This window comes from Cellvibrio sp. 25HG11W-0 (assembly GCF_057815475.1).
This window is the reverse complement of record NZ_CM174230.1, coordinates 188,070-214,602: the sequence shown is the minus strand read 5'-3', so window position 1 is coordinate 214,602 and position 26,533 is coordinate 188,070. Positions and strand designations below refer to the sequence as shown.

Annotated in this window: 26 protein-coding genes; 9 read left to right on the top strand and 17 right to left on the bottom strand. The window is 51.2% G+C overall.

Translation table 11 applies throughout. The features are described from left to right. Nucleotides 1-6 precede the first annotated feature (6 nt). The 3 genes from znuB (at nt 7) to AC0KUT_RS00945 (ending at nt 2,210) form a co-directional block, all read left to right on the top strand. Nucleotides 7-792, top strand: a complete 786-nt coding sequence (gene znuB, locus AC0KUT_RS00955; protein WP_488832780.1) for a zinc ABC transporter permease subunit ZnuB — start codon at nt 7-9, stop codon at nt 790-792. 143 nt (nt 793-935) lie between these two features. After that, the gene (locus AC0KUT_RS00950; RefSeq protein WP_488832779.1) at nt 936-1,154 is read left to right on the top strand and encodes a hypothetical protein; all 219 of its coding nucleotides are present in this window, start codon (nt 936-938) and stop codon (nt 1,152-1,154) included. 177 nt (nt 1,155-1,331) lie between these two features. Next, complete coding sequence (locus AC0KUT_RS00945) at nt 1,332-2,210, top strand: UDP-2,3-diacylglucosamine diphosphatase (RefSeq protein WP_488832778.1); 879 nt, start codon at nt 1,332-1,334, stop codon at nt 2,208-2,210. A 247-nt stretch (nt 2,211-2,457) separates the two neighbouring features. Here AC0KUT_RS00945 and AC0KUT_RS00940 read toward each other — a convergent pair whose 3' ends face one another. The 6 genes from AC0KUT_RS00940 to AC0KUT_RS00915 form a co-directional block, all read right to left on the bottom strand. After that, on the bottom strand, nt 2,458-3,933 hold the full coding sequence (locus AC0KUT_RS00940) for an alkaline phosphatase PhoX (protein WP_488832776.1): 1,476 nt from the start codon (nt 3,931-3,933) through the stop codon (nt 2,458-2,460). A gap of 194 nt (nt 3,934-4,127) precedes the next feature. Then, nucleotides 4,128-4,535, bottom strand: a complete 408-nt coding sequence (locus tag AC0KUT_RS00935) for an acyl-CoA thioesterase (RefSeq protein WP_488832774.1) — start codon at nt 4,533-4,535, stop codon at nt 4,128-4,130. Nucleotides 4,536-4,577: 42 nt separating this feature from the next. Continuing rightward, on the bottom strand, nt 4,578-5,366 hold the full coding sequence (locus AC0KUT_RS00930) for a hydratase (protein ID WP_488832773.1): 789 nt from the start codon (nt 5,364-5,366) through the stop codon (nt 4,578-4,580). 105 nt (nt 5,367-5,471) lie between these two features. Beyond that, nucleotides 5,472-6,872 carry an HDOD domain-containing protein gene (locus tag AC0KUT_RS00925; protein ID WP_488832771.1) on the bottom strand — a complete coding sequence of 467 codons (1,401 nt, stop codon included), beginning with the start codon at nt 6,870-6,872 and terminating at the stop codon, nt 5,472-5,474. A gap of 242 nt (nt 6,873-7,114) precedes the next feature. After that, nucleotides 7,115-9,229: an ATP-dependent DNA helicase RecG gene (gene recG / locus AC0KUT_RS00920; protein WP_488832770.1), complete on the bottom strand. Its 2,115-nt coding sequence runs from the start codon at nt 9,227-9,229 to the stop codon at nt 7,115-7,117. Nucleotides 9,230-9,272: 43 nt separating this feature from the next. Beyond that, on the bottom strand, nt 9,273-10,181 hold the full coding sequence (locus AC0KUT_RS00915; protein WP_488832768.1) for a hydrogen peroxide-inducible genes activator: 909 nt from the start codon (nt 10,179-10,181) through the stop codon (nt 9,273-9,275). A 68-nt stretch (nt 10,182-10,249) separates the two neighbouring features. On the opposite strand from AC0KUT_RS00915, the gene AC0KUT_RS00910 reads away from it, so the two are divergent. The 3 genes from AC0KUT_RS00910 (at nt 10,250) to AC0KUT_RS00900 (ending at nt 12,548) form a co-directional block, all read left to right on the top strand. Then, nucleotides 10,250-11,155: an SDR family oxidoreductase gene (locus tag AC0KUT_RS00910; protein ID WP_488832767.1), complete on the top strand. Its 906-nt coding sequence runs from the start codon at nt 10,250-10,252 to the stop codon at nt 11,153-11,155. Between the two features lie 76 nt (nt 11,156-11,231). Beyond that, nucleotides 11,232-11,675, top strand: a complete 444-nt coding sequence (locus AC0KUT_RS00905) for a hypothetical protein (RefSeq protein WP_488832766.1) — start codon at nt 11,232-11,234, stop codon at nt 11,673-11,675. A gap of 336 nt (nt 11,676-12,011) precedes the next feature. Next, on the top strand, nt 12,012-12,548 hold the full coding sequence (locus AC0KUT_RS00900) for a LysE family translocator (protein WP_488832765.1): 537 nt from the start codon (nt 12,012-12,014) through the stop codon (nt 12,546-12,548). 204 nt (nt 12,549-12,752) lie between these two features. Here the strand turns inward: AC0KUT_RS00900 and trmB are convergent, their stop codons facing one another. The 6 genes from trmB to ftsY all read right to left on the bottom strand — a co-directional run bounded on the left by trmB (nt 12,753) and on the right by ftsY (nt 17,831). After that, nucleotides 12,753-13,499 (bottom strand): tRNA (guanosine(46)-N7)-methyltransferase TrmB, encoded by a 747-nt coding sequence (gene trmB, locus AC0KUT_RS00895; protein ID WP_488832763.1) that lies wholly within the window; start codon nt 13,497-13,499, stop codon nt 12,753-12,755. A gap of 26 nt (nt 13,500-13,525) precedes the next feature. Continuing rightward, complete coding sequence (locus tag AC0KUT_RS00890; RefSeq protein ID WP_488832762.1) at nt 13,526-13,903, bottom strand: DUF423 domain-containing protein; 378 nt, start codon at nt 13,901-13,903, stop codon at nt 13,526-13,528. 79 nt (nt 13,904-13,982) lie between these two features. After that, entirely contained in the window at nt 13,983-14,843 is an 861-nt protein-coding gene (gene rpoH, locus AC0KUT_RS00885) for an RNA polymerase sigma factor RpoH (protein ID WP_488832760.1), read from the bottom strand. Nucleotides 14,844-15,049: 206 nt separating this feature from the next. Beyond that, on the bottom strand, nt 15,050-16,138 hold the full coding sequence (gene ftsX, locus AC0KUT_RS00880; protein ID WP_488832759.1) for a permease-like cell division protein FtsX: 1,089 nt from the start codon (nt 16,136-16,138) through the stop codon (nt 15,050-15,052). Further along, nucleotides 16,135-16,803, bottom strand: coding sequence for a cell division ATP-binding protein FtsE (gene ftsE, locus AC0KUT_RS00875; protein ID WP_488832758.1), 669 nt, complete (start codon nt 16,801-16,803; stop codon nt 16,135-16,137). The genes ftsX and ftsE overlap by 4 nt, the downstream gene beginning before the upstream one ends. Before the next feature lie 23 nt (nt 16,804-16,826). Then, complete coding sequence (gene ftsY, locus AC0KUT_RS00870; RefSeq protein ID WP_488835803.1) at nt 16,827-17,831, bottom strand: signal recognition particle-docking protein FtsY; 1,005 nt, start codon at nt 17,829-17,831, stop codon at nt 16,827-16,829. Between the two features lie 393 nt (nt 17,832-18,224). Here ftsY and rsmD point away from each other — a divergent pair, with 393 nt between their 5' ends. Beyond that, nucleotides 18,225-18,839, top strand: coding sequence for a 16S rRNA (guanine(966)-N(2))-methyltransferase RsmD (gene rsmD, locus AC0KUT_RS00865; protein ID WP_488832757.1), 615 nt, complete (start codon nt 18,225-18,227; stop codon nt 18,837-18,839). 51 nt (nt 18,840-18,890) lie between these two features. Here rsmD and AC0KUT_RS00860 read toward each other — a convergent pair whose 3' ends face one another. Then, nucleotides 18,891-21,083 (bottom strand): carbohydrate-binding protein, encoded by a 2,193-nt coding sequence (locus tag AC0KUT_RS00860; protein ID WP_488832756.1) that lies wholly within the window; start codon nt 21,081-21,083, stop codon nt 18,891-18,893. Nucleotides 21,084-21,343: 260 nt separating this feature from the next. On the opposite strand from AC0KUT_RS00860, the gene coaD reads away from it, so the two are divergent. Continuing rightward, nucleotides 21,344-21,823, top strand: coding sequence for a pantetheine-phosphate adenylyltransferase (gene coaD, locus AC0KUT_RS00855; RefSeq protein WP_488832754.1), 480 nt, complete (start codon nt 21,344-21,346; stop codon nt 21,821-21,823). 6 nt (nt 21,824-21,829) lie between these two features. Here the strand turns inward: coaD and mutM are convergent, their stop codons facing one another. Further along, the gene (gene mutM / locus AC0KUT_RS00850; RefSeq protein WP_488832752.1) at nt 21,830-22,642 is read right to left on the bottom strand and encodes a bifunctional DNA-formamidopyrimidine glycosylase/DNA-(apurinic or apyrimidinic site) lyase; all 813 of its coding nucleotides are present in this window, start codon (nt 22,640-22,642) and stop codon (nt 21,830-21,832) included. A 181-nt stretch (nt 22,643-22,823) separates the two neighbouring features. Further along, a complete protein-coding gene (locus tag AC0KUT_RS00845) occupies nt 22,824-24,242 on the bottom strand; it encodes an HDOD domain-containing protein (RefSeq protein WP_488832750.1) in 1,419 nt (472 codons plus the stop codon). Between the two features lie 64 nt (nt 24,243-24,306). Here AC0KUT_RS00845 and AC0KUT_RS00840 point away from each other — a divergent pair, with 64 nt between their 5' ends. Then, nucleotides 24,307-25,869: a cation:proton antiporter domain-containing protein gene (locus AC0KUT_RS00840; RefSeq protein WP_488832748.1), complete on the top strand. Its 1,563-nt coding sequence runs from the start codon at nt 24,307-24,309 to the stop codon at nt 25,867-25,869. A gap of 123 nt (nt 25,870-25,992) precedes the next feature. Here the strand turns inward: AC0KUT_RS00840 and rpmG are convergent, their stop codons facing one another. After that, nucleotides 25,993-26,148, bottom strand: coding sequence for a 50S ribosomal protein L33 (gene rpmG, locus AC0KUT_RS00835; RefSeq protein ID WP_193906046.1), 156 nt, complete (start codon nt 26,146-26,148; stop codon nt 25,993-25,995). A gap of 15 nt (nt 26,149-26,163) precedes the next feature. After that, complete coding sequence (rpmB, locus tag AC0KUT_RS00830; protein WP_488832745.1) at nt 26,164-26,400, bottom strand: 50S ribosomal protein L28; 237 nt, start codon at nt 26,398-26,400, stop codon at nt 26,164-26,166. Between the last annotated feature and the right edge of the window lie 133 nt (nt 26,401-26,533).

Genomic DNA, 26,533 nt, shown 5'->3' with positions numbered 1-26,533 from the left:
GTCATCATGCCCGAATTTCTCACCCTCGCCCTCTTGGCAGGTATAGCGGTAGCCTTGGTTGCCGGCCCCCTAGGCTCCTTTGCGGTATGGCGACGCATGGCCTATTTTGGCGATACGCTCGCGCACTCTGCGCTATTGGGTATCACCTTTGGCCTGCTGCTCGACATTAATCTCAATCTCGCCGTAGCCTTAGGCTGCCTGCTGCTTGCACTGATTTTGGTCGCACTGCAACACAATCGCTTTTTAGCGACCGATACCCTCCTGGGCATATTGTCTCACTCAACCCTCGCGCTCGGGCTGATCTGTGTAAGCGCCTTCAGCGAAACCCGCATTGATCTACTCGCCTATTTATTCGGCGACATTCTTGCGGTAAGCCGCGCCGATGTGATTAGCGTTTGGATCATTTCACTGAGTGTATTGGCGGCACTTGCGTGGCTCTGGCGCCCGCTGCTCGCCATTACCGTGCACGAAGAATTGGCGCAAGTAGAAGGCGTGCCCGTTACCGCCGTGCGCACAGCGCTTATGCTGTTAATGGCCTTAGTCATTGCGATTGCGATGAAAATTGTCGGGGTACTGTTAATCACCGCACTGCTGATTATTCCCGCCGCGGCCAGTCGCCGCCTGACCCATACCCCAGAGCAAATGGCACTGGTTGCTAGCCTCTTGGGAATGGTCGCTGTAGCCGCAGGTTTAGCGGCCTCCTACTGGTGGGACAGCCCTGCAGGGCCAGCCATAGTGCTCTCGGCAACGCTAATGTTTAGCCTCACGCTCTTTAAAAAACAGCCTGCTTAAAGCATCACTTGATGAAAGCTTGTGCGACATATCGCACAAGCCGTAATGGCAAACTCGCCTATCAGCTTCTGTTTGCCTCAGCCATAATGTGTAACAAATGGTGATTAAACCACTAAGACCTCCAACAGCAAGGGAACTGAGCTATGACAATACTCAACATTGGCAACGAAGCATTTAACAGCATGGATATCGCTGAAAAGGTTCAAAACGACATTGGTTTTCTCAATGAGCGCATCACGCTCTTGGAGCGCCAACCCCATTACAACCCCGTCGTTATGCAAACCTTGCGCGACATGCTAAGCAGCCGCACAGCGGTGTTAGATTGGCTCGTGCAAGATCACAAAATTGCTGTCAATCAGTAAGGTTTCCGAACACTAACCTACTGTCACCTACAGCTTCTTACTCCACTATTTTGTACAATTTTTTTCTATTCAACTGCTCCGATTTTCGGTGCAGTTGTCACCCAAAGTTCATAAAAATGTTGTGTTTTCGTCATAAGTTCACGCCACACTTGGGTGAAACAGCCACGGAAACACACTATGAACTTACCTCACTCAGTGTTGGCCAATGCCGCCCAGCTACTTGAATCCGCGGTCGAAAGTTCTGCCAATGATGTTCAAACGCCGCGCACCACCCGCCACCTTATCAATGCGCGCACGCTGTGGATTTCGGATATCCACCTAGGCTTTCGCGACTGCAAAGCCGATTATCTCTTAGATTTCCTTAATAACATTCACTGCGAAACCCTCTACCTTGTGGGTGATATTGTCGACCTATGGTCACTCAAGCGCCGCTTCTGCTGGCCCGCTAAGCACTACCAAGTCATGCTCAAGTTCTACGAATTGGCGGCGCGCGGCGTACGCGTCGTCTATGTACCTGGCAACCACGATATCCCCATGCGCCGCTTTGATGGCGAACTCTTTGGTCCCATAGAAATTATGGAAGAGTGCGAGCACATCACCCCCGACGGTAAACGCCTGCTGATCATGCACGGCGACGCCATGGATGCTTACATCAACCACAGCTGGCTGAAGCGCATGATCGGCGACCACGGCTATGAATTACTGCTGTTTATCAATCGCTGGTCCGAACGCATTCGCAAACTCGTGGGTCGCCCCTACTTTTCACTTGCAGGACTGATCAAAAGCAATATTAAAGGTGCCAAAACAGCGATTGAAACCTACGAGCGCGAAGCCTTGGCCGAAGCCAAGCGACGCGGTTTTGATGGGGTTGTATGCGGGCACATTCACTACCCTGCGCTGCGCGAAGAACAGGGCTTGCGCTACGCCAACTGTGGTGACTGGATCGAAAACTGTACGGCGCTAGTGGAAGACCATCAGGGCACTATGCGTCTGCTCCATTACAGCGACAAAATTGAATGGCGCGCTATGGATCAAGCTGCAGTGGCAACCGCGTAAACGCAACCCACTGACAACAACAGCCAGATAGCGCCCAAAGAACAAACCACCTAATAACAACAAACATAATAACAAAACGACTAACAATAAATCGCAACAAGCCACACCAAAACCATCCTGACTGGAGGCTCCCGGGAGCTTCCAGTAACTTAGAATCCAGCCGTGAAGCCCCTCAGTAAGACGTTGCTTTGGCCCTTTTTCGGTACGACGCGCGCTTGAGGCCTAATGTCCAAACAAAGTATTTTTTCTACCCGCGTTTGAGCCCCTTCGCTTGATTGCGTAAATGCCCCCAAGGACCCGTGATGGCGATGGTCATGCCAGGGCGCTGGATATTGACGAACAGCGTGGTGCCATCGGGCGAGAAACAAGCGCCGCAGAACTCTCCTTTATCGGGATGTGCATTCATCGCCAGGGTGTAAATACGCCCATCGGGTGTGAGGCCGCGCAGGTAATTCACGGTATCGGGGTTGTCTGAGTAACTGTCTTCGCAGATGATCAAATCGCCCCAAGGCGCAACCGCGAGGTTATCGCAAGATTCCAACACCGCGCGGTTGTGTGTTTCATAAAACAGCTCCATCACGCCCGGCTGCTCCACCTCGCGCTCAGTTCCTTCAAAAGGGCTGGGCTGATAGCGCCACACCTGACCGATTTTTAGCGGGCCGCCGCCAGTAGCCGCCAAGAAAATCTCGCGGGTTTTATCCGGGCGCAAAGCAAACGCTAAACCTTCACCGCGCGCAAAAATAGCGGCGCCCTTAGCTTCACCACGGGTACTTAAATCGCCATCGGGTGAGGTGACATCATCAAGATCAATCCACTCACAATTAAAACGTTGATGCAGTGCGACCGACTGCGCATTCTTATCCTCGGCATCCTCGGGCCAGTTGCGCGTATTCGCGCTATGCCAGCCACGCATCGCCAGCGCTTGTAAACGACCGCCTTCCGCCAGCTTGCCCGGTGTGCTGGGAATAAAACGGTAAAACAGGCTGCGATTGTAATCCTCCGACAAATAGACAATACCGCTGGTGCTATCAACCGCAGTAGCTTCGTGCACAAAGCGCCCCATGTCTTTCAACGGAATTGCATCAACCAATCCCTTAGCCTGCGCGGGCACTTCATACACATAGCCATGCTCGCGTCCAAAACCCTTCGCTTTCCCGTCGATGGATTCTTCGCAGCTGAGCCAAGACCCCCAAGGTGTGGCGCCACCGGCACAATTGCGTGTGGTACCGATTAAGCTCAAATGACTGCGTTCGACCCGCTGGCTTCTGTGACTGTATAACAGTGTTGTAGTACCGCCATTAATCGGGAGCTGGCTGGACAGGAAGTAATCATAGGCTTTGCTGCCAACATGTTTCTTGGCAAGATCGACACGCCCCTCAAAAGGGCCTATCTCATTGCTACCCGAATCCAACTCATGATTGCGCACCAAAATGCATTGGCTAGCATTGCCCGGCACCGGAAATGCGGCCATGCCGTCGGGTGCACTGGGCACTATTAGGCCATCGCTCATGCGCTCGCCGCTGCGGGAGATAATCTGGTAGCTAAAGTCGCGCGGCAAATTGAGGATGCCCGCCGGGTCTGCCACCAACTGGCCAACCTTATCGATGCCATAGACCGGATCCTGCACATAAACCTGCGCCTGCAGTTGCAAATTGTGAAGACCGCCCAGAGCAACAGCGGTAGCGCTGGCATTTTTAAGAAAGTGACGACGAGTTAAATCCATAACAAGACCTTATTAGGAAACGTAAAAAGGGGCGCAAAAAGATCCTCAGCCTGAATATTTTTGACCGCCAAAATATGACAGTAAAATAAAGACGATTGACAGCTTAACGTATAAGCATAAAAGAAACTCTGCCCGCCGTGGCGATAACCTTGCTGGGCATCAGCATTCCAACTTAGATATTGAGCACCTATTGACTAACGCTCAAACCAAGCACGTACATTGTCTGGCAGAGGTACAGATTTACCATTTTCGCTGCTCACCCACACCACCTTGGAGTAGCCTTCAGCCGCTGGGGTACTGGGGTCGCTCAAGGTAAAGACTTGATACTTCATCATAAAACTGGAGCGCCCTGGCTCGCTGATCGACAATTCAATACGCAGGGTTTCAGGGTGAAAAATAGGCCGTAAAAAAGTACAGCCAATGGTGACTACCACGGGGTGAGTCGCGCTTTTTAAAGGCATACCTTCTGCCAGCATCCACTGAAAGCGCGCCTCTTCAAAGTAGCGAAAGTAGTTGGTGTTATTGACGTGGCCGTAGGCATCCATATCGCCCCAACGCACGGGAATTTCGCAACTAAATAGCGGTGCTTTTATGTCGTTCATAGAATTCAAATCCTCGCTCTGCAGCTTAATAATTGGCCTTATTTAATAGGTTGTGCGGGCGTTAAAACTGACCTGCATTTCACCCAAGCCTGCATAACTGATGTGAATATCAGACTTTAACGGCACTTCTAATACGCCCGCATAGGAGCCGGTAATTACGGCCTGCCCTGCGACTATACCCTCGCCCCGGCTGCGCAAAAATTCAACCAGCCAATACAGCGGCGCGCGCGGGTGACCATTGGGATGCTGCCCCTGATGCAACTGGGTTTCACCCTTGGCAGTAACCGCTATAGTAAAACTGCTGGCCGCGCGCGCCAGCTCTGCATCCACTTCTGGGCCAATATACAAGCCCTGATTCACCAAACTATCTGCCAGCATATCGGGGAATTCACAATTGGCAGGCTCGGCGTAGCGGCAGTAAATTAACTCCAGTGCCATGTGGGTGCGGGCTATAGCGGCATCCACTTCCGCAGGGGTGTAGGGCGCAGCGCGAGGAGGTAAATCTGTACCAAAAAAGAACGCCAATTCTGGCTCTATGCGCGCCAAATCACCCTTTGGCCACAGGGCGACAGGTGCTACGGAATCGATGGTGCGGGTATAAATGGGCGCAACAATTAAACGATCTTGCGGCGGTAGTAAACACTTCCAACCGCCGATGCTATCGTCCATCTGTTCACACCAGCGCGCAGTCACTGCGGCTTGTATCTGCAAAGCATCATCGAGGTTCGCAGGGCGACAACCACTGGGCAAAGGCTCTGCTTGGGCGCCTGTTAGGCGGCGCTCAACCAATATAGCGGCGGCTTCGGCGGCGGCGATTAGGGTAAACGTCATAGAAAATCCAACATCAAATAACTAATAATAGAAAGAAAATGCTCAGGCCAAAAACACAAAACCCCTCGCAAAAGGGGTTGTGTTTAGCTGCTGAACAGGCGGGAATTAATGCGGCTCTAGCTCATGGGCTATGTGTTTGAGATCTTCGCTCGACTCTATGATATTTGCAACCGTCATGGCCGCTTTTTCGGGGTCGAGGTGCAACTCCTCAAAAATATGATCAGGAATAGCCAACTTGGGGCCCTGACCAATATTGTTCTGGTGCAACAAGCGCTGGGCCACAAAAATCAACTTGGCGTATTGATGGAACTCACCGTCATAAGCCGGGTTATTTTGATGACGCAAACCAACCACTACTTCTTCCGGCATTGACCAGAGCGACATCAAAGTGGCGCCCAACTGCTCGCGGGTAACACCCAACAAATGACGCTCAATGGCCTGATGGCCTATATGCGGATTGGCATCGCTCAGTTCGCAATAATTTTTAAAATAAGGTGGAAATACTTCGGCCAAAATCAGGTAACCAAAATTGTGGAGTAAACCACAGAGATAGGCCATGCCAAAACTGGGGCGATGATCCCGTGGAATCGCCGTCACTAAGCCTTCAATCGTCGCCGCCATATAAACGGCTTGCTGCCAGTAGGGCAAAGTACCGTGGGCGCCTTCTTTTGGAATCGTCATGGTTTTGCCTAAAGACAAACCCAAGGCTAGGTTCAACACCATATCAAAACCCAGCACGCGCACTATGGCGTCATGAATAGATTTGATTTTGCCCGGTGCTGAGTAATAGGGCGACGCAGCCCAACTCACCACCTGCGCGGCCAAGCTGGGATCAGTCTCCACTATTTGCGCCAAATCACTGATATCGGCATTGGGGTTTACGCGCAACTTGATAATGCGTTGCGCCGTGTCCGAGAGCGGTGGTAGCTCCAAGGTTTCTTCCAAGCGCTGTTTGATACGCAGCTGGGTGAAATTGCGTACGGCGCCCAGTATTTGATCGGTATCACTGGTGCCAGAATCATCGATTTCAAGCGGTAAAAGAGGCACGGCTATGTCGCAAATGACCGCATCATCAAGAATTTGTTTGAACTCATCGTGACTGAAATGGAGCAATTGTTGATCGTCGCCTGAATCAGCCCAGAGTTCCTTTTGCTCAAATAGATTGCGATCGACTAAGGTAAGCAAGCCCGCCAATTTAGGCAGTGCTGGAATGCTGTTGAGATTATGAGAGAGGCAGAATTTTTGAATTTCTTCGGTGCTAGCCGCCTGCAGTTCGCGACTTAACTGGCGATTAACGGCCTTGAGGTCCAACAGCCGATCGGCGGCGTGTATGACCTGAACTCGCCCTTTATCATCTTGTAAAATAACGGATTTTGCTGCGCTCATATTTCGCAAGTGCTGGTCGTGCCATAACCCGCGTTCCTGTTCGTCCATAGGTACCTCAGCAACTTGGTAGTGTACATTTTGCCTATTGAGCATGGATTGAACGCTGGTAGGTACTGGCACGGCCTACTCCTTTATATTCAGTGTTAATGAAGTGAGATTTTTTCGTGTGAAACCCCGTTCAGCACAAAAAAATAGAATTGAATTAGATCTAAATACAGCCGCTGCGCCGAGCTGAAGAGGTAACTCAAAGCATAGTCGAGATTCTCCTAAGCAACAGCTGAATCGTCTATTGCGCAGAAAAAAGAACCCAAAAGAATGAGACTCCTTCGCGGTTTATGGAACCTCGCCTCATGGCCCGGCCCTTAAACCTGTAAGTAGCGCTGACTATTGCCCAACCAGCGCGCCACTAAAGCCGCACATTGCTGCGGATAATCTGCCATTAGCAACAAGGCCGCCGCCTTCACCTCGTCCAATAAATGACTGTCGCGCACGAGATCGGCAATTTTAAATTGCATATCACCGGTTTGGCGGGTACCCAGCACTTCGCCCGGGCCGCGCAGTAATAAATCCTGTTCTGCGATATAAAAACCATCGCTGCTTTCGCGCATCACACGCAGCCGCTCGCGACTGTGCTCACCCAGAGGCGAACCGTAGAGCAACACGCAGTGGCTCGCCGCCGCACCGCGCCCAACCCGCCCGCGCAGCTGATGCAGCTGTGCCAAGCCCAAGCGCTCGGGGTTTTCAATAATCATCAAACTGGCATTGGGTACATCCACCCCGACTTCAATCACCGTAGTCGCGACCAGTAAATCTAATTCCGCTGCTTTGAAAGCCTTCATCACCGCGTCTTTTTCCGCGGCTTTTAAGCGGCCATGAATCAGGCCAACGCGCAGATGCGGCAGGACCTCGACCAGCGTTGCGGCGGTTGCTTCTGCCGCCTGTGCTTCTAAGGCTTCCGATACTTCGATGAGCGTGCACACCCAATAGGCTTGGCGCCCCTGTTCGCAGCCCACACGCACGCGCTCGATCACTTCTTCGCGGCGCTGATCGCTAATCACCACGGTCGTCACCGGTGTGCGCCCCGGCGGCAGCTCATCAATAATGGAGCAATCCAAATCGGCATAGGCACTCATCGCGAGGGTGCGCGGTATGGGAGTGGCGGTCATGATTAATTGATGGGGCCGCATATGCCCGGCACCGAGATTGGCGGCGGTGCCTTTTTGCGAGAGCGACAGGCGCTGCTGCACGCCAAACCGATGCTGCTCGTCGATGACGATGAGCGCTAAATCCGCGAATTCCACCGCCTCTTGAAAGAGCGCGTGAGTACCTACTATAACCTGCGCCTCACCACTGGCGATAGCGGCTAACTGGGTACGGCGCTCGGCCACTTTAAGCTTGCCTGTGAGCCAACCCAGCTGTGCGCCCATGGGCGTAAACCATTTGCCAAAGTTGATGCGGTGCTGCTCAGCTAAAATTTCCGTGGGCGCCATAATGGCCACCTGCTTACCCGCGGCCACAGCAGCCATAGCAGCCATCGCAGCTACCACGGTTTTACCCGAACCCACATCGCCCTGCACCAAGCGCAGCATGGGAATAGGTTTGACCAGATCTGCACGAATTTCTGCAACCACGCGCGTTTGTGCTGCGGTCAGCTGAAAACCCAACTGCGCTCGAAATTCCTCATATTGTTCATCGCTCAATTGCAGGCGACACGCACCGTCCGCCTGGGTTCGCTGGCGCAACAACAGCAAGCTCAAGTGATGCGCCAATAACTCCTCAAACGCCAAGCGCTGCTGGTAGGGGTGCTCGCCATCCAGCAACAACTGCACATTTACCTGTGCCGGTGGCTGATGTAAAAAACGCAGCGCCTCGGCCAGTGAACATTGATTAAGCGCGCGCCGCACGGCATAGGGTAAGAGTTCGCGCACACTGTGAGTATTGAGCCAAGTGAGTGCCTGCTGGGCGAGGCTGCGCATACGCGGTTGCGTAAGGCCTTCGGTCGCAGGGTAAATAGGGGTGAGCGCCTGCTCTAAGGGCAAGGGTGCCGCTTCATCAAGCAGTTCATATTCGGGGTGATAGAGTTCCAAACCCGCCGCGCCGCGCCGTGTTTCGCCAAACACCCGCAAACGCGTGCCCTGGCTCAAGTGCTGCTTTTGGGCGCCATTGAAGTGGTAAAAACGCAGGCTGATAGTGCCGGTCCCATCTTGAATACGACACACCATGCTGCGCCGTTTGCCAAAGACTATATCGCAGGCGCGCACTTCCGCTTCCACCACCACAGTTTGATTCGGCTGAAGCGCACCTATAGGCGTAACGCGGGTGCGATCGAGATAGCGCAAAGGTAAATGCAGCAGAATATCTTGTACGCTAAAAAGGCCGATTTTCGCCAATTTAGCAGCCAAACTTGCGCCAACGCCTTTCAGTGCGGTGACGGGCACCTGTTCCAGCGACGTGACAGCAGGACCAGGCTTATTCATTTTTGGGGCTCAAAGATGGGCGCAAAGGGAATCATACAAAACACTAGCGACACATCTGTATCGCTTTGCGCAACGCATCTATCGCCTTGTGCCGTGGAAAGCTAGCACGCCACGCCAAGGCAACCGTGCGGCTAGGCGCGGGGCTGATGAAAGGGCGCGTTACCAACACCTCTGAACTGTAAATGGAGTTTTCAGCCGCCGAGATAGGCAAAATAGTAATGCCCAAGCCCGATGCAACCATGTGGCGCAAGGTCTCCAAGGAGCTACCCTCAGCCGCTGTGCGCACATTGCCGGGGTGATCATCGCTATTGCCATGCTGCAGCCCCGTACAGGTGGTCAGCACCTGATCGCGGAAGCAGTGCCCCTCCCCTAAGAGCAGCATTTTTTCGTCGCCCAGCTCGGCAGGGTCAATCTCGATTTTAGCCGCCAAAGGGTGCGACTTGGGCATTAACACCACAAAAGGCTCGTCGAAAAGAGATTGCGTCACCACATCCGGCTCCACAAATGGCAGCGCTACTATGATCACATCCAGCTCGCCATTGCGCAGTTTTTTACGCAGGCTGTGGGTATAACCCTCCTCCACATAAAGCGGCATTTTGCTGGCGATAGATTGTAAATGCGGGATAAACTGCGGCAGCAAATAGGGGCCAATGGTAAAAATGGCGCCCACGGCCAGCGGGCTACTTAATTGGTCTTTACCGGCTTCGGCCATATCTTTGATCGCCGCGCTCTGCTCCAGTACCAAATTAGCTTGGGCGACAATTTGCTCGCCCAGCGGTGTTGGCTGAACCCGCGACTTGGTGCGTTCAAACAGCGCCACACCCAATTCATCCTCCAGCTTTTTCACCGCAATACTCAAGGTGGGCTGGCTTACATGACAGCGCTCGGCGGCGCGGCCAAAGTGCTGCTCTTGGGCGAGGGTCACTATGTAGCGCAATTCAGTAAGGGTCATGGGCTTGGCTCCTGCAGGTGTGAGGATGTTGAATAGCCTAAAACTATCAGATTACAGGCGTTTATCAAATGACAATTACAGATACTTCAGCAAAAAACCCAAATAAACCACAAGAAACGCCGCTTAAATCAACAGAAAGCTGTTTAATTTTAGGCTGCGGCGACTTGGGTGAGCGCCTCGCGGCACAGCTCACACCCCTAGGTTATGCCGTAACAGGCCTAAGACGCAGCCCCGCTTCCGACACCCCACAGCTCAAGTATCTGCGCGGGGATATTCACAACCCCGAACAACTAAGCACAATCTTGCGCGCTAACTACAGTGTTATCGTCATCACCATGACCCCGGGTGAACGCAGCGATAGCGGTTATGAGCGCGCCTATGTAGACAGCTGCCGTAAGCTGCTCGCAGAACTAGGATCACAACACTTAACACCACGATTAATCCTATTCGCCTCAAGTACCGCCGTGTACGCCCAAGATGATGGCAGCTGGGTTAACGAAGACTCACCAACACTGCCCACAAATTTTAGCGGGCAACGGCTGCTAGAAGCGGAAACACTCTTGCGCACCAGCGAACTCACCAGCTGCATACTGCGCTTTAGCGGCATCTATGGCCCTGGGCGCAGGCGCCTTATCGAACAAGTAACAGCCCGCCGCGCCAGCCCAAGCCCCGCCTTCACCAATCGCATTCACGCCGATGACTGCGCCGGTGTTATGGCGCACCTCATCGAACTGCAAAAACAACAACCACTCGCCCCGCTCTACCTCGCCAGCGACAGCCAACCAACGCCCATGGTCGAGGTCATTCAATGGCTGGGCGAACAACTGGGCATTAGCGACCCCTACGCAACAGATGCCACCAATGAACGCGGCAATAAACGCTGCAGCAACCAAAAGCTGCTCGCCACCGGCTACCAATTGCGCCATGGGGAATTTAAAAGTGGTTATGGGAGTTTGTTGCGGAATACTGAGTAGGCCGAATCATATTAGAACTAGATGATTCTGATTAGTTGAATTCACATAGCGACGATTACAAAAAGTACAAACACTCATGAAGCTCACACAGGCAACAACGGAATCGGATTGGAGTATTGCCTCATCAATATTAATTGAGGTAATGAACCACCTAAACGCTAATGGCAATTCACTTTGGATGGAAAGCCAGCTGAATATTGACGGACTAAAAGCGCACTACACACTCGCTGACTTACATCTATTCCATGGGGAAAATGACATCGAAGGCGTAGTCTTTTTACAAGAGCGCGACCCTTTATTTTGGCCAGAATTAGGCGACACACATGACAGTGTATTTATACATAAGCTCGCCATAAAACCAAAATATCGAGGCAAAGAAAGAGGGTCGGATTTATTGCGCCTAGATTGCGATGACCGAAAACCATTGCATCAGTTTTATCTCGCCAACGGCTTTCACTATGTTGATATTGGATTAGTAAATCAATGCCGAGTGGCTAGATATGAAAAGGACATATACTAGAGAATACGCCCCAAAAAACAAGAATCTCGCCCCTCATGAAGCTCCTTTCAAGTGCTCGGCATTCATCTTTAGGCTACAAATAGCGCGAATAATTTTGTTTCTTGTCGCTCGCGCCAAAAGCTGTTCAAATAGCAGCCTACTCAAATCACGCATCAGCAAGGATTTTGTGATTTTAAACTTAATTTTCTACAGCCTCGTTAGCTTCACAAATAAATGGAGATTATCTTAAATGTTTGGCACGCAAGATCTCGCTATATTTATTGTTTCTGGTCTTCTCCTTAACATTGCTCCAGGCCCTGACTCACTCTTCATTATGACTCGTAGTGCTGCACAAGGTTGGCGCGCTGGCTCCATAGCCGCACTCGGTATTGGTTCGGTACTCTTGTTCACATATTTGCTGCTGCTTTAGGTGTTTCCGCCATAATCGCCACTTCAAGTAATGCTTTTTTATTACTGAAATACATTGGAGCTATGTATCTTGTATATATTGGAATTAGACAGGTATTTAGCAAGCAAAAAACTTCAGCGGAAAGCGTCACTTCCAATTTAAAATATTACGAAATGCCATATCGGAAAATTTATATTCAGGGTTTTCTTACCAATGTTCTGAACCCTAAAGTAGCGGTGTTTTTTTTGGCATTTGTTCCTCAATTTATTTCACCGGCCGCAGCTCATAAATTTTTGGCCTTTATTGCATTAGGGCTAATATTCAATTTCAATGGGATGCTTTGGTGTCATTTTCTTGCAATTACAACCGCATTTGCCAGCAAAAAAATCCAAGTTAGTAAGGCAGTGGCGCTTTGGCTTAGTAAACTCACTGGTGTTATTTGTGTATCTTTAGGTATTAAGCTCGCCTTTACACAGCAACGCTAACGCGTTGCTGCTCAAAATTATTTTATAGAAAGAACATAAAGACCCAGCATTTAAGAAGCACATAGTCACGTAACCACCAACTTCTAGTTCAAAAGCTAACACTTCTCCATTAGCGCCTGATTTTTGAAATATAGCGTTACTGCAAGGCAGAATCACTATTGTCGAACTAAAGCCCAACCTAGGGGATGGCGGGCATTCCCTCTATCAATCAACTTTACGAAACAACAAATCCCACACGCCGTGGCCCAAACGCTCGCCGCGTTTTTCAAACTTGGTGATGGGGCGATGTTCTGGGCGCGGTGAATAGCCTTCATCGGCATTGCAGTTGGTAAAGCCCGGCGCGGCGGTCATTACCTCTAGCATTTGCTCGGCATAGTGTTGCCAGTCGGTGGCCATGTGGAATACACCACCTTCGCGCAGTTTTGGGCGCAGGTTTTGCACAAAAGGCGGTTGAACCATGCGGCGTTTATTGTGCTTTTTCTTGTGCCAGGGGTCGGGGAAAAAGAGCTGCAAACGATCGATGCTGCCATCGGCAATACAGTCTTCCAGCACATCCATGGCATCGGCCATGTAGACCCGCAGGTTAGTTACACCCGCTTGCTGTGCTTCATTAATTAAACGGCCCACACCGGGCGGGTGAACTTCAATCCCAATAAAATTCTTGTCCGGTTCGTTTTGCGCCATTTCCAGCAGCGAACTACCCATACCAAAACCAATTTCCAACACCAAAGGCGCGCTGCGCCCAAAGATTTCGGTAGGGTTAATGAGACCCTTGTAGAGGCTCAAGCCATAGGTTGGCCAGCACTTTTCGAACGCATTTTTTTGCCCGAGCGTAATGCGCCCCGCGCGTATCACAAAGCTGCGAATAGCTTTAGGTTTAAATTCAGGCTTAATCAAAAAGCCCTGCTCCTCGCCTTCTGGGGCGGGGGTTAGTTCCAGAAAATCAGACATAGAAGAATTATCAGAAGGTTAAAAAATCAGAATTTAGCGCGCCAAGCGGCGCGCACCAGCAACAGCCAGCCCGCCATAAAACACAGGCCGCCAAGCGGCGTTATAGGGCCCAACCAGTGCGGAGCACCTAACGCCAAGGCATAAAGGCTGCCACTGAATAATAAGCTGCCCAGTATAAAGGCTAAGCCGCTGGCGGTTAAACCTGAAAGATCAGGTTTTACTATGGCCATGAGCGCGACCAACAAGAGCGCTAGGGCATGAAACATTTGATATTGCACCCCTGTTTGCATCGCACTTAGGAGCGCTGGTGACAACTGCTGCTTTAGGGCGTGCGCAGCAAAAGCCCCCATAATAACGGCAATTAGGGCGCTAAAAGAGGCGAATATGATAAAAATACGCGGCATTGCGAGTTCTCGTAAAACGGAGTGAATCGACCAATAAAAAGGCCGCGCAATGCGCGGCCTTTTTGGCACTCAAAAACGGTTAGGCTTCTAAGATCATGCCCTTAACTTTATTCATGGCATTTTTTTCTAGCTGGCGAATACGTTCTGCAGAAACACCATATTCAGCGGCCAATTCGTGCAAGGTTGCTTTGTCGTCGTTTAACCAGCGGCGCTGCAATATCACGCGGCTGCGCTCATCGAGCTTAGACATAGCCAACTCCAGACCATTAACGCTCGATTCTTCCCAGTTGGATTCTTCCAAACGCACAGCAGGGTCGTAGCGACTGTCTTCTAAATACTGCGCTGGGGCCACAAAGCCGTCGTCGTCATCGTCATCGCTCGCGTCAAAGCCAGCATCGTAAGAGGCGAGGCGACCTTCCATCTCACGCACTTGCTTAACTTCTACGCCTAAATCTTGGGCTACGGCGTGAGCTTCATCGTTCGTTAACCAAGCCAAACGCTTTTTGGCGCCACGCAGGTTAAAGAAGAGTTTACGCTGTGCTTTGGTGGTGGCGATTTTGACAATGCGCCAGTTTTTTAAGATAAATTCGTGGATTTCGGCTTTGATCCAGTGCACAGCAAAAGAAACCAAACGCACGCCTTTATCGGGATCGAAACGTTTTACCGCCTTCATGAGCCCAACATTACCTTCTTGGATCAAATCGCCAAGGGGTAGACCGTAACCGTTGTAAGAGCGGGCGATATAAACCACGAAGCGCAGGTGCGCCATAACCAGTTTACGCGCGGCGTCGAGATTGCCGTTGTGATGTAAATCGCGTGCCAGTTCTTGCTCGTCTTCGACGGTAAGAATGGAAAAGCTGCTGACCGCTTGAACATAGGCATTCAGGTTTGCACCCGGGGCTAATACGCCGATAGGTTGCAGACTGGTGCTTGTGCTCATGATGACCTCCAAATTCAAAGTTGCCCGAGTGTAGCATCTCGATATTGCTTGTGCTAGGTCTTGCTCAGACCCGAAAAGCCTATCCTTATGCCGTAAAATGCCTTATTCCTTCATCTAAAAACCTAAAAATAGAATTTTAAAAGCCTGTGCTTAGGTGCAGCAATAGCTAAAAAGTTCCGCCACTTCAGCCAGTGTGCAAGCTCAAATTAGCGCGGCTTGATGATGTAGAGATAGCGCGCTACCGCAATCCAAGCGCCGATAAGACCAATCACACCGGCAACTAAAATAAGCTGCAGGCTCTCTATGAAGCCTAAGCCTTCTAAACGAAATTTACTTTGATAGAGATCAGCCAGCTGCGCAACGGGCGCGGAAAACCACCAAAACCCAAAGGCCAAAAGCAGTGCAGCCAAGATGCCGCCGCCCACACCATACCAAAGCCCAGTATATAAGAAGGGGCGCCGCACATAGGCGTCGGTACCGCCCACGAGCTTGACCACCAGAATTTCATCGCGGCGATTTTCAATCGCCATGCGAATGGTGTTACCTATTACCAGCAGCACCCCCAAGGCGAGCATAACCGCCAAGGCCACTACAAAACGCTCCGCGACCGAGGTGAATTGATGCAGGCGCTTAACCCAGAGCATATCCAAACGCACTTCGGCCACACCACTCTCAGCGGCTAAGGCTTGCTCCAATACCGCCAAGGTATCGGGAGCATTGCCACCAATTTTAGGCTTGACGAGCAGCACACCCGGCAAGGGGTTTTCATCCAAGCGATCAACCAACTCCCCCAAGCCCGAACCCGCTTTGTATTCCGCTAAAGCTTGCGCGGGCGACAGATAAATCACTTGGGCGACATCTGCACGCAGTGCCCAGCGCTGGCGCAAACCCTCGGCCTGACCGTCGCTAAGCCCCTTATTGAGATAGACCGATATCTGGCTAGAATCCTGCCAGCTTTGGCTCAGCTGCTGCACATTGCCAAATACCACCATTAAGGTAGCGGGCAGTGCTAAGGCGATGGCGATAACCAGCCAAGTCATGAGGCTTTGCAGCGGCGTGTCAAAGAGGCGCAATAAGCTCTCTATCGCCGAATTACTGTGGTGTGCAGTCCAGGCATCAAGCCGGTCGCGCAGCGAGGTTTGGCTTTGCACCGCACCTTGATTGCGGCCAGTATCGCGCTCAGCGCGCAGCTGTTCGCGGGTTGGACGCGCAGGGCGTTTAGCGGTAGCACCCGCGCGGGCCGCACCGGATTCGGGACGCGCAGGGCGGCGATCATTGGGACGCTGTGGTTTCACCAGAGAACTCCATCGTGTACCAGCTTGCCTTGAATTAACCCCAAAACGCGTTTATTCATACGCTTAAGCAATTCTAGGTCATGGGTGGCGACCAATACCGTGGTGCCCACTTCGTTAAACTGACGAAACAAGGTCATGATTTCGTTGGATAACTCCGGGTCAAGGTTGCCCGTAGGTTCATCTGCTAATAAAAGTGTGGGCTTGTTGATTACCGCGCGCGCTATACCCACGCGCTGCTGCTCACCGCCCGACAGCGCTATGGGATTAACACGCTCTTTGTCCAGCAAATCTACCTTATCCAGGGCGGCGCGCACGCGCTTGCCAATTTCTTGGTGGGGATAACCGGCGATTTGCAGCGGCAAGGCCACGTTGTCGTACACGCTGCGGTCGAACAACAATTGGTGGTTTTGAAACACCACACCTATGTTGCGCCGAAAATAGGGAATCTGGCTGGAGGAAAGCCGCTCAAGATTGCGGCCATCCACAAAGACTTGGCCGTGAGAGGGTTGCTCCAGCAGCATAATCAACTTCATGAGGGTACTCTTACCGGCGCCCGAGTGCCCCGTTAAGAAGACCATTTCCCCCGCCGCCACTTCGAAGTCTACCCGCGCTAGGGCTTCATAGCCTGTGTCATAGCGCTTGCTGACATTTTCAAATCGAATCACACACGTTCCTGTTTAGAGATGATTTAGCTGTTGTTTTGATTGAAGAGCGCGTTGATAAACGGCTCGGCCGCAAAAGGCTGAAGGTCATCTATACCCTCACCCACGCCTATATAGCGCACCGGTAAGGCAAACTTTTTACTCAAGGCAAAAATAACGCCGCCCTTGGCTGTGCCATCAAGCTTGGTCAGCGCCAAGCCGGTAACGCCCGCCGCTTCGATAAATTGTTGCGCTTGGTTAACGGCATTTTGACCGGTGCCCGCATCCAGCACTAAGAGCACTTCGTGGGGCGCATTCACATCCAGCTTCGCCATTACGCGCTTAACCTTGGCCAGCTCATCCATTAGATGACTTTTATTGTGCAAACGGCCAGCGGTATCGGCGATGACCACATCGATATTGCGCGCTTGCGCAGCTTGCAGCGCATCAAAGATTACCGAGGCAGAATCCGCGCCAGTATGCTGCGCAATTACGGCAACATTATTGCGTTCACCCCACACCTGTAGCTGTTCGACCGCGGCGGCGCGAAAAGTATCCCCTGCGGCGAGCATGACTTTTTTGCCTTCATTTTGCAGGCGCTTGGCGAGCTTGCCGATGGTGGTGGTTTTACCCACGCCATTAACACCGACGACTAAAATCACAAACGGCTTTTGGGTCGCATTAATCACTAAAGGCTGCTCGACTGGGCGCAGTAAATCGGCCAAAAGTTCACGCAGAGCAGCATAGAGCGCATCAGAATCCGTGAGCTGTTTACGGGCAACACGCGCAGTCAATTTGTCGATGATCTCGGTGGTGGCGTCCATCCCCACATCAGCCAAAAGCAACTGAGTTTCCAGTTCTTCAAAAAGCTCATCATCAATGGTTTTACGCCCGAGGAAGAGCTTACCCAAACCTTCAGCAAAGTGGCTGCTAGTGCGGCTAAGGCCTTTTTTGATGCGCGCGAACAGGCCCAGCTTGGGCGTAGACGCCTCGGTGGGCTCCACTTGCGTTACTTCTTGCGAGGCTGTTTCTTGCGTGACAGGTGCTTGTATTTCTTGAGGCACTGGTTCTTGGGCCACCAGCTCTTGATAAGCGCCCTCGTCATGAACAGCCTCTTGGCCCTGAGGGTCTTCCGGCGTTTGGGCTGACTCAAGTGAGTCGGCAGTAGGCTCAGAGGCTTGCTGATTTTCGATAGGCAACTCGGGCTGCTCAACCTTCAGCTCACGCACAAGCGGCGCATCATCAGCCTGGGGCGATTGCGCAGCAGATGTTGAATCGAGCGTTTCTTCAACCGCCTTATTCTCGGCAGTTGTTTTGGATTTATCTGACTTTTTAAAAAGATTGAAAAACATAGTTGTTTCTTGGTGATGACAAAATCGGACGGCAGAATAACAGCCGCAGCTGAAAAGCCGCTATGCTACCACTTCTCACCTCTCGATAGAGCAATGACCTTGGCAAAACTGATGGCAAAAGCAACAACTTCTTCCGTTAAAACCCAGAATCAACTGCGTATTATTGGCGGCCTGTGGCGCGGGCGCAAACTCAGCTTTCCCGCTGTGGAGGGCTTGCGCCCCACAGGCGACCGCATTCGCGAGACACTGTTTAATTGGCTCGCGCCCGATATTCAAGACGCTCGCTGCCTCGATCTCTTTGCCGGTTCAGGCGCCTTAGGTTTAGAAGCCTTGTCGCGCGGCGCAGCTTTGAGCCTGTTAATTGAGCGAGACACCAAAGCAGCCGCACAATTGCGCACCAACCTGGAGGTACTGAAAGCCAATAAAGGAAAAGTGATCAGTACCGATAGCATGCAGTTTTTGCAGCGCGGTAATGACAGCGAAGCCTACGATATTGTTTTCATCGACCCGCCCTTCCAGCTAAACCTTTGGCAGGCGGTGATTGATGGGCTTGAAGCGGGGAATTATTTAGCGGAAAACGCGGTGATTTACATTGAGTCGGGACGCGAACATCACTACAACACCCCGGCGCACTGGCAATTGCATCGCGATAAAAGTGCCGGTCAAGTCAATTACAGGCTCTTTTATCGGACGCAAGTTAAGCTATAGATCGGTTCATTTAACGTATTGTAAAACCTTCGGTATTGAGACCAAAGGCGCCTACTGCGGCGCCATGTCCACGAAGTTACTGTAAATACCATTCTTATCAAACGCGGCTATCTGGAATACATACTCACCTTCCAGCCAACTAAAATTGTAATAATTTTGCCAGGCATCATTAATCGATACATAGATATAGCTTGTGTCGGTTACGCGTTTATAGCGCAGCTCATAACCACCCAACTCTGTCACATCTAAGTAGGTGCCATTTTCGCGCTGATTGGGAATAATCCATTTGAAGGATACCGGCCCGGTCACCTGAGCCGTCCCCGATGTGCCGGTTCCAGCAGGTGCGCTCGACGCACTGGATTTACTGCTGCTGGATACGCTGACAGGCGGCACCGAAGACGCCACGGAAGAACTGGCTACGCTGCTGGTGGTCGCGGCAGTCGTCGCCGAACTCGCAGCAGAACTTGATGCACCCGCCTGCCCCACAGCCTCTAACTTGAACCAATTAATATTAAAACCTGAGCCGCGACTGACAGCCGTAATTCCGAGGCTGTGCGCCCCTTTGGTTAAACTAATTACGCGCTCTAGATCCACCCACTTTTGCGAACCGCCAGTAGCGGGTACCGCGATCAAATCATATTGCGCGCTGCCATCCACCTCGTGCAGTGCAAAACTACCACCACCGCTCGGGCTGGCGACTCGGTAGGTAATTTTATAGGAGCCTGTGGCGGGAATATCAAAGACAGTGTCCGCATAGGACATCGAATCGCCTGGATGAATATAACCAATATTCAAACCACCCCCAATATCCGTTGTGGCCTCTTTTTGAATGCCGTACATCGCCGAATAGCTTTCCGCTTCCACCTTAGCGGGCAGGGCTATGCCCTTAAATTCAACTTTGAACCAGTTGATGTTAAAGCTAGAACCACGGGTGATTGCCGTAATCCCAAAGCTGTGATCCCCCACTGGCAGCGAAATAGTGGTTTCTATATCTACCCACTGTTGCGAGCCGCCCGTGGCTGGTACCTGAATCACACCATATTGCACGGAGCCATCGGCAGAGTGCAGGGCAAAGCTGCCACCACCGCCAGGGCTGGCGACACGGAAAATCATGTTGTAATTGCCGGCTACAGGTGCATGTATCGGCTTGCCGGAATAGGAGAGCCAATCGTTGGGGTGGATATAACCTATATTCTTTCCACCCCCTACATCTGTAGTGGGTTCAGCCTGAATACCAAACATAGAAGTAAAGTCTTCAGCTTGAATGGTGACAGGAAGTGTCGCCGCCTTAGGCGCAGCAGAACTTGCGGCAGATGAAACACTCGCAGGGGCTTTTGAACTTGCCGTTGGCGTGCTGGAAACAGGAGCGCTGGATGCCGTTTTACTAGAAGCTGGCGTACTAGAGACCGCTGCACTGGATACAGGAACACTAGACGGTGTAAGCGCAGGTGCTGTCACCACCGAGGCTGCTGAACTGGCCGCCTGACTGGAAACCGAGGCGGGTGCCGCAACAGCTTCAATCCTAAACCAATTGAAATTAAAGCCCGAGCCGCGCTCCAATACATTAATGCCAAAACGGTGCGTTCCTGCAGAGAGGGTAATTGTGCGCTCAACATCAATCCACACTTGTTCACCGCCAGTTTTGGGAACACTAACTCGATCAAACTCTACCGAGCCATCGGCTTCACGCAGGGCAAAAATGCCGCCACCACCAATACTCGCCAATCGATAAGTAACCTTATAGGTGCCCGTTGCGGGCACCAGTATTTCGGCATTTCCATAAGCTAGCCAGTCGTCCGCATGTATCCACCCCACATTTAAACCTCCACCCACATCGGTTGTTGGTTGGTTTTGGACGCCATACATACTGGTGTAATCTTCTGCCTGAATCGTTAGGGATTGCGTTGCGCTCGCTTTCGTACTACTCGCTGTACTGCCGGAGCTGGCTGCCGCTGCACCCACGCCGAAGGACATGAGAGGAGCGCACAATGCCATGGCGATGGTCATACGCCGTAATGACATCTGCCAACTCAAGCCACGCTTGAGTTGCTGCTCCGTAATGAAACCAAATTCAATGAGAATTTTACCTAGCGAGCTTGCATCCATTGCTTCGCTATCACTTGTATCTATAGTTCGACGACGCTGTTGCTGCTCGACGATTGCTTTGCGCAATTGGGCTGAATTTACCAGCCCTTTTTCCAATAAAATGTCGCCTAATCGCGTTGCCTGCGTCTTATCCGTCATAGCTACCTCGCCAATTTACTGCCCATTTTGAGTCGCTAGGGTTTACTAATTACCTTTTTTCATCTTCTGCTTCTGGCATCAGCCAAGGAGCCCAGCCACGTCGCCGGTAATTTTAAGCCTAGGTTTAAAGTGTAGATGGAGTCACAATTTACCGATGGTCGTTTATAGACTTTTTTGTACTGTCTAGTTTGCTAGTCAGTTCATTCTGAATTTTGTACTATGCCTTCCCCGCCGCAAGGCCAGCACCCAAGAGATACTCTATGCGCACAGTCGTCTATCCTGGCACCTTTGACCCGATCACCAACGGTCATATAGATTTAGTCGAGCGCGCCTGTCGTTTATTCGACAAGGTGATAGTCGCCGTGGCCGCAAGCAGTCGCAAAAATCCACTCTTCACGCTCGATGAGCGGGTGGCACTGGCGCAGGAAACACTGCAGCATCTGCCCAATGTTAGCGTTTGTGGATTTGATATTTTATTGGTGGAGTTTGTGCGTCAGCAGAATGCGCAAGCAGTATTGCGGGGGTTGCGCGCGGTATCTGACTTTGAATACGAATTTCAGCTAGCCAATATGAATCGTGCACTGGCACCGACCATGGAGAGTATCTTCCTCACGCCCGCCGAACACCTTTCTTACATTTCCTCGTCTATAGTGCGTGAAATTGCATTTTTAGGCGGAGATGTCAGCAAATTCGTTGCACAGCCAGTAGAGTCAGCGCTTAAAAAGAAATTTGATCGGTAGCGCCCATCACCCTTGGCAATGCACGCAATAAACCGTGGTGCGATCATTCATACGCACCTCTTTTAGCGGTTTTTGACAGAGGCTGCAGGCCTCGCCGCCGCGCCCATAAACGAGCAATTGCTGCTTAAAGTACCCGGGTTTGCCGTCGCCGCCCACGAAATCGCGCAATGTAGTCCCGCCTTGTTCAATCGAGCGCGCCAACACAAACTTAATATCGCGCACCAAGTCCTCACAGTGCTTGCGGGTTAAGGCACCCGCTTTGCGAATCGGTTTTATACGCGCCATAAAAAGCGATTCATTGGCGTAGATATTACCGACCCCCACGACAATTTTGCTGTCCATAATAAACTGCTTCACGGCTTGGGTGCGCTTGCGGCTGCGCGCGAAAAGGTAATCCGCATCAAAAGCATCGGTCAGAGGTTCAGGGCCCAGATCACGCAACAACTTATGCTCGCTCGGCTCACCTTCCAGCCACAATAAACAGCCAAAACGGCGCGGATCGCAGTAGCGCAGGGCGATTTTTCCAAACACCAAATCAAAATGATCGTGAAATAAGGCAGGCTCGCTCGCGGGAACTATGCGCAAACTACCAGACATTCCCAAATGAATAAGCAGATACTGATGGCCAAAGTTCAACAGCAAATATTTACCGCGTCGAGACACCCCAATCAGTTTTTTTCCACCTAAACGCTCATTCAGATCCGCCGGAATAGGCCAGCGCAAGCGCGGTTGACGCACCACCGCAGCGCTCAACGCCCTACCTACAACATGGGGTTCAATACCGCGTAGGGTAGTTTCGACTTCGGGTAACTCAGGCATAAGGTTCTGCTGGTATAAGGTGAACTGAGGCGAGGATTATCCTGCATAAAGGCGCAACTGACACCCCCTAAAACCAAAGGTTAATATGATTCACCCACAGCAATAATGCCCTTACGAATACTTAACCTTGTTTAGCGGCCAGGGTAAAACAGCGGCAATATAGGGAATACCGACTATTTTTTTATGCTGCATTTATCTTCATCATTAAATTAAGCTGATTGGCAATAATTTGAAATTCCTCGAATTGGCGTGCAACCAGCTCATCACCCACAGTGCCCGCATCGGCGTAGAGCAACGCCACTAAACGCTTGTTCAATATAAGCGGCGCGAGAAAAATATCACCCTTAGCTGCCAATACGGCCAAGGCACCCAACATTTTCGGCGCTTGTTTTGGCCGGTACCAGTAGGGTTGTTGCAGGCGCAAAAAATCGTGCAGCAGCTCGCCTTTGTGCAAACTTTCCAAATTAATTTTAATTTGCTGGCGCCAAAGGTGCGTTCCCTTGCCAGCCACATAGCGAATGTCTAAGGATTTCGTTTTGTAGTCGATCGGTGCTAAAGCTGCGCGCGCCAGACCTACCGCTTCATGCAGCGTCGCTATGGACATTTGGGTAATACGCGAAGCATCTTCGCTGGCTAATAATGATTTGTTGATTTGATTGAGCTGCTGTTGAAATAAAAATTCAGAGCGCTCCTGCGGCGCGTGTTTGTCCTCCAGTAAGTTGGGGTCAGGCAAGGCACTAATAATGACTTCTATGCCGTAGGTTTTAGCAATAATCGACGCTTCATCTGCCATTAACAGAATTTGTTTACGGGCGTCCTCGAAAGAAATTTTGCACAGCGCTGCGGTTTGCTCGCACAACTTGTGCATCTGCTTACTCTTTATACCCGTGTGAATCTGCTTGCTCAGCTCATTACCCAAATTCACCGCGCGCGCAGCAGGGCTGGAAAGTGTTCGATTCTCACAGGCTTCGCGCAGCAGATCTCCGAGCGCCCAATCCTTTATCAACATACGGCTGAGTAAATTGGTATCCACCCCCAAGTACTCTTGGGCGATACGGCGCTCCGCTTCCGGCTCCTGCTCGCGCGCCAGTAAAAATTCCTCAACAATAGGGCGACCAGTGGTAATCAAGGCCAGCTCGCCAATATTGCGCAACAAAGCGGCGATGAACACCTGTTCTTTTTTATCACCATCCAAATAAGGCACCATAGCCTTGGCCTGTACCGCCGCATGAAATGAACGCGCGAGGCTTTGAATCAGCAATGATTTGGGCTTCCCCATTAAAAAATTATTGATGAGCGTGGTGGTGAGGGTGATGTTGCGCAGATTGTCAAAGCCCAATTGCACAATAGCGCGCGATACCGTTTTAATAGTGGTAAATGATGGATTGTAATGCACAGAATTAGCTATTTTGAGCACTTTGGTAGTGAGGTCAGCATCGCGCAATATAATATTAGTTAAATCATCCGCGCGGCATTTATCGTCCTCACTCAGCTCACAAATCTCTTTCACTACGGCATCGAGGGTTGGCAAATCTAATTCTGACAATATCAGCGTCCAAGCCTCTAGACCGCGAATCTCACCCATATCATTTTTTCTCATTAACTATGCGCAAAGGAAACTTGAGTGTAGCCTAAGGCGCTTATAACTGCTGTGGAGCTTATTAATGCTGGTTGGATTATGGATTGCGATCGCCTATAGCTTGGGTTTACTCATGCGCTTTGTTGGCTTGCCGCCGCTGTTAGGATATTTGGCGGCAGGTTTTATCTTGCACGGGCTCAACCCACTGCTGGAGTTACCGACTGAAGGGGAAGTTTGGCTGCATGAGTTATCGCACCTTGGTGTGCTATTGCTTATGTTTACCGTGGGCCTAAAATTGCGCCCCGCCACCATTGTGCGGCCCGAGGTACTCGGCGGCGGCTTGTTGCATTTTATTATCTCAGTTGCTGTGCTGGCCCCACCAATTTATTGGATATTTGATTTACCGCTACAGACCGCTATTTTACTCGGCTGCGCGCTCGGCTTTTCCAGTACCGTACTCGCCGCTAAAGTGCTCGAAGACAAGCGCGAACTGCGCGCGTTTCACGGTCGCGTCGCCATAGGTATTTTAGTACTGCAAGACATCATCGCCCTCGCCATCATGAGCCTCGCCGGTGATCACAGCCCCTCGCCTTGGGCGTTGGGCGTTTTGGCACTGCCGCTTTTGCGGCCACTGCTCTACAAATTACTCGATGCCAGCGGCCACGATGAATTACTCATCCTGCTCGGCTTACTGCTCGCGGTAGCCGTCGGCGGCTATGGTTTTGAGTTAGTCGGTTTAAGCTCCGAGCTAGGCGCCCTCGTCTTTGGTGCGCTACTCGCACAGCACAAACGCGCGGTGGAGTTAGCGCATTCGCTTTGGAGCATCAAAGAAATTTTTCTCGTGGGCTTTTTCCTGCAGATAGGTAGCAATGGCTTGCCCGATCACCAAGCTCTAATGTTTGCCCTGGCGATGGTGTTGGTACTACCGCTGAAAATGCTGTTCTTTTTCTTCCTCTTGATTGTCTTCAAACTGCGCGCCCGCAGCGCTTTCTTAACCGGCCTGAGCTTGGGCCAGTACAGCGAATTTGGCTTGATAATGGCAAGCGTACTCATGCCTGAATGGCTAGTGCCGCTAGCCATCACGCTGGCGCTATCATTTGTTATTTCCGCACCGCTCAATCGTATCGCTCACCCGCTTTACGAGCGACTGGCTAATTATCTGCTGCCCTTTGAACGCGATATCCGCCACCCAGATCAGCAACCTGTTTCCCTCGGCGATGCTGAAGTCTTAATTATTGGTATGGGGCGTACAGGCACCGCGGCCTATGATTATCTCGCCACCGAAAACTTAAAACTGATCGCACTCGATTCCGACCCCGCCAAAATCGAACGTCACACCAAGGAACAGCGCCATGTACTCTTTGGCGATGCAGAGGATATTCTGTTTTGGCAGGACTTGGACTTAAGCTATTTAAAATCGGTGATTCTCAGTACTAGCGACCTAGAATGTAAAATCATTGCGGCGCGCAAGCTGCGTAAATATGGTTTTACCGGCTTGGTTCTATCTCACAGCCTCTACCCTGATGAAGCTAAAATTATCAATAATGCAGGCGCCGATAAAACCTACCTCACCATGAGCCAGGCGGGCGAAGCGCTCGCTGAGCATTTACTGGAGGAGCAAAAATTGCGCGCAACACACACTGCCTAAACACAAGTGTGTTTCTACATAAGATAGCCGCACCTGAACATCAAAAAACCGCACAACTAGGTTAAATTTCAGGCAATAAAAAACCCGGCCAAGGCCGGGTTTTTTATTGAACACAACAATCAATTACTTGATTTTGCCTTCTTTGTAGACCACGTGCTTACGCACAACTGGGTCAAACTTTTTGATTTCCATTTTCTCGGGCATGGTACGCTTGTTCTTGTCAGTCGTGTAGAAATGACCGGTACCTGCACTTGAGTTCAAACGAATTTTATCGCGCATGACTGTGCTCCTAAATTAAACTTTTTCGCCGCGTGAACGGATGTCAGCCAAAACTGCATCAATTCCGAGCTTGTCGATAATGCGCATACCTTTTGGAGTTAAGCGCAAAGAAACAAAACGCTTCTCAGCTTCAACCCAAAAACGGTGCGATTGCAGGTTTGGCAAAAAACGACGCTTGGTGTGGTTTTTTGCGTGTGAAACATTGTTACCAGTAATTGGACGTTTGCCAGTAACTTGACATACCTTAGACATTCTATTGCCTCATTTAAAAATCAGCGCGCTAAGCTGGTAGCGCTGGGTTAGAGCCGTAAAACAGACTAACAACCAGCTTAGAGCATTGTTGTAAGCAGCCTATTCGTTTCTATACGCGGCTTGAAATTGATGG

Bases quoted from the DNA above. Each gene is read 5' to 3' on its own strand.
- rpoH (WP_488832760.1), bottom strand. From the start codon at position 14,843: ATGAGCACAAGCACCAGTCTGCAACCTATCGGCGTATTAGCCCCGGGT.
- recG (WP_488832770.1), bottom strand. From the start codon at position 9,229: ATGAATAAGCCTGGTCCTGCTGTCACGTCGCTGGAACAGGTGCCCGTC.
- mutM (WP_488832752.1), bottom strand. From the start codon at position 22,642: ATGCCTGAGTTACCCGAAGTCGAAACTACCCTACGCGGTATTGAACCC.
- AC0KUT_RS00935 (WP_488832774.1), bottom strand. From the start codon at position 4,535: ATGAACGACATAAAAGCACCGCTATTTAGTTGCGAAATTCCCGTGCGT.
- AC0KUT_RS00845 (WP_488832750.1), bottom strand. From the start codon at position 24,242: ATGAGAAAAAATGATATGGGTGAGATTCGCGGTCTAGAGGCTTGGACG.
- coaD (WP_488832754.1), top strand. From the start codon at position 21,344: ATGCGCACAGTCGTCTATCCTGGCACCTTTGACCCGATCACCAACGGT.
- AC0KUT_RS00930 (WP_488832773.1), bottom strand. From the start codon at position 5,366: ATGACGTTTACCCTAATCGCCGCCGCCGAAGCCGCCGCTATATTGGTT.
- AC0KUT_RS00840 (WP_488832748.1), top strand. From the start codon at position 24,307: ATGCTGGTTGGATTATGGATTGCGATCGCCTATAGCTTGGGTTTACTC.
- AC0KUT_RS00940 (WP_488832776.1), bottom strand. From the start codon at position 3,933: ATGGATTTAACTCGTCGTCACTTTCTTAAAAATGCCAGCGCTACCGCT.
- rpmG (WP_193906046.1), bottom strand. From the start codon at position 26,148: ATGCGCGATAAAATTCGTTTGAACTCAAGTGCAGGTACCGGTCATTTC.
- AC0KUT_RS00890 (WP_488832762.1), bottom strand. From the start codon at position 13,903: ATGCCGCGTATTTTTATCATATTCGCCTCTTTTAGCGCCCTAATTGCC.
- AC0KUT_RS00950 (WP_488832779.1), top strand. From the start codon at position 936: ATGACAATACTCAACATTGGCAACGAAGCATTTAACAGCATGGATATC.
- AC0KUT_RS00860 (WP_488832756.1), bottom strand. From the start codon at position 21,083: ATGACGGATAAGACGCAGGCAACGCGATTAGGCGACATTTTATTGGAA.
- znuB (WP_488832780.1), top strand. From the start codon at position 7: ATGCCCGAATTTCTCACCCTCGCCCTCTTGGCAGGTATAGCGGTAGCC.
- AC0KUT_RS00905 (WP_488832766.1), top strand. From the start codon at position 11,232: ATGAAGCTCACACAGGCAACAACGGAATCGGATTGGAGTATTGCCTCA.
- AC0KUT_RS00945 (WP_488832778.1), top strand. From the start codon at position 1,332: ATGAACTTACCTCACTCAGTGTTGGCCAATGCCGCCCAGCTACTTGAA.
- trmB (WP_488832763.1), bottom strand. From the start codon at position 13,499: ATGTCTGATTTTCTGGAACTAACCCCCGCCCCAGAAGGCGAGGAGCAG.
- AC0KUT_RS00915 (WP_488832768.1), bottom strand. From the start codon at position 10,181: ATGACCCTTACTGAATTGCGCTACATAGTGACCCTCGCCCAAGAGCAG.
- rsmD (WP_488832757.1), top strand. From the start codon at position 18,225: ATGACCTTGGCAAAACTGATGGCAAAAGCAACAACTTCTTCCGTTAAA.
- AC0KUT_RS00910 (WP_488832767.1), top strand. From the start codon at position 10,250: ATGACAATTACAGATACTTCAGCAAAAAACCCAAATAAACCACAAGAA.
- rpmB (WP_488832745.1), bottom strand. From the start codon at position 26,400: ATGTCTAAGGTATGTCAAGTTACTGGCAAACGTCCAATTACTGGTAAC.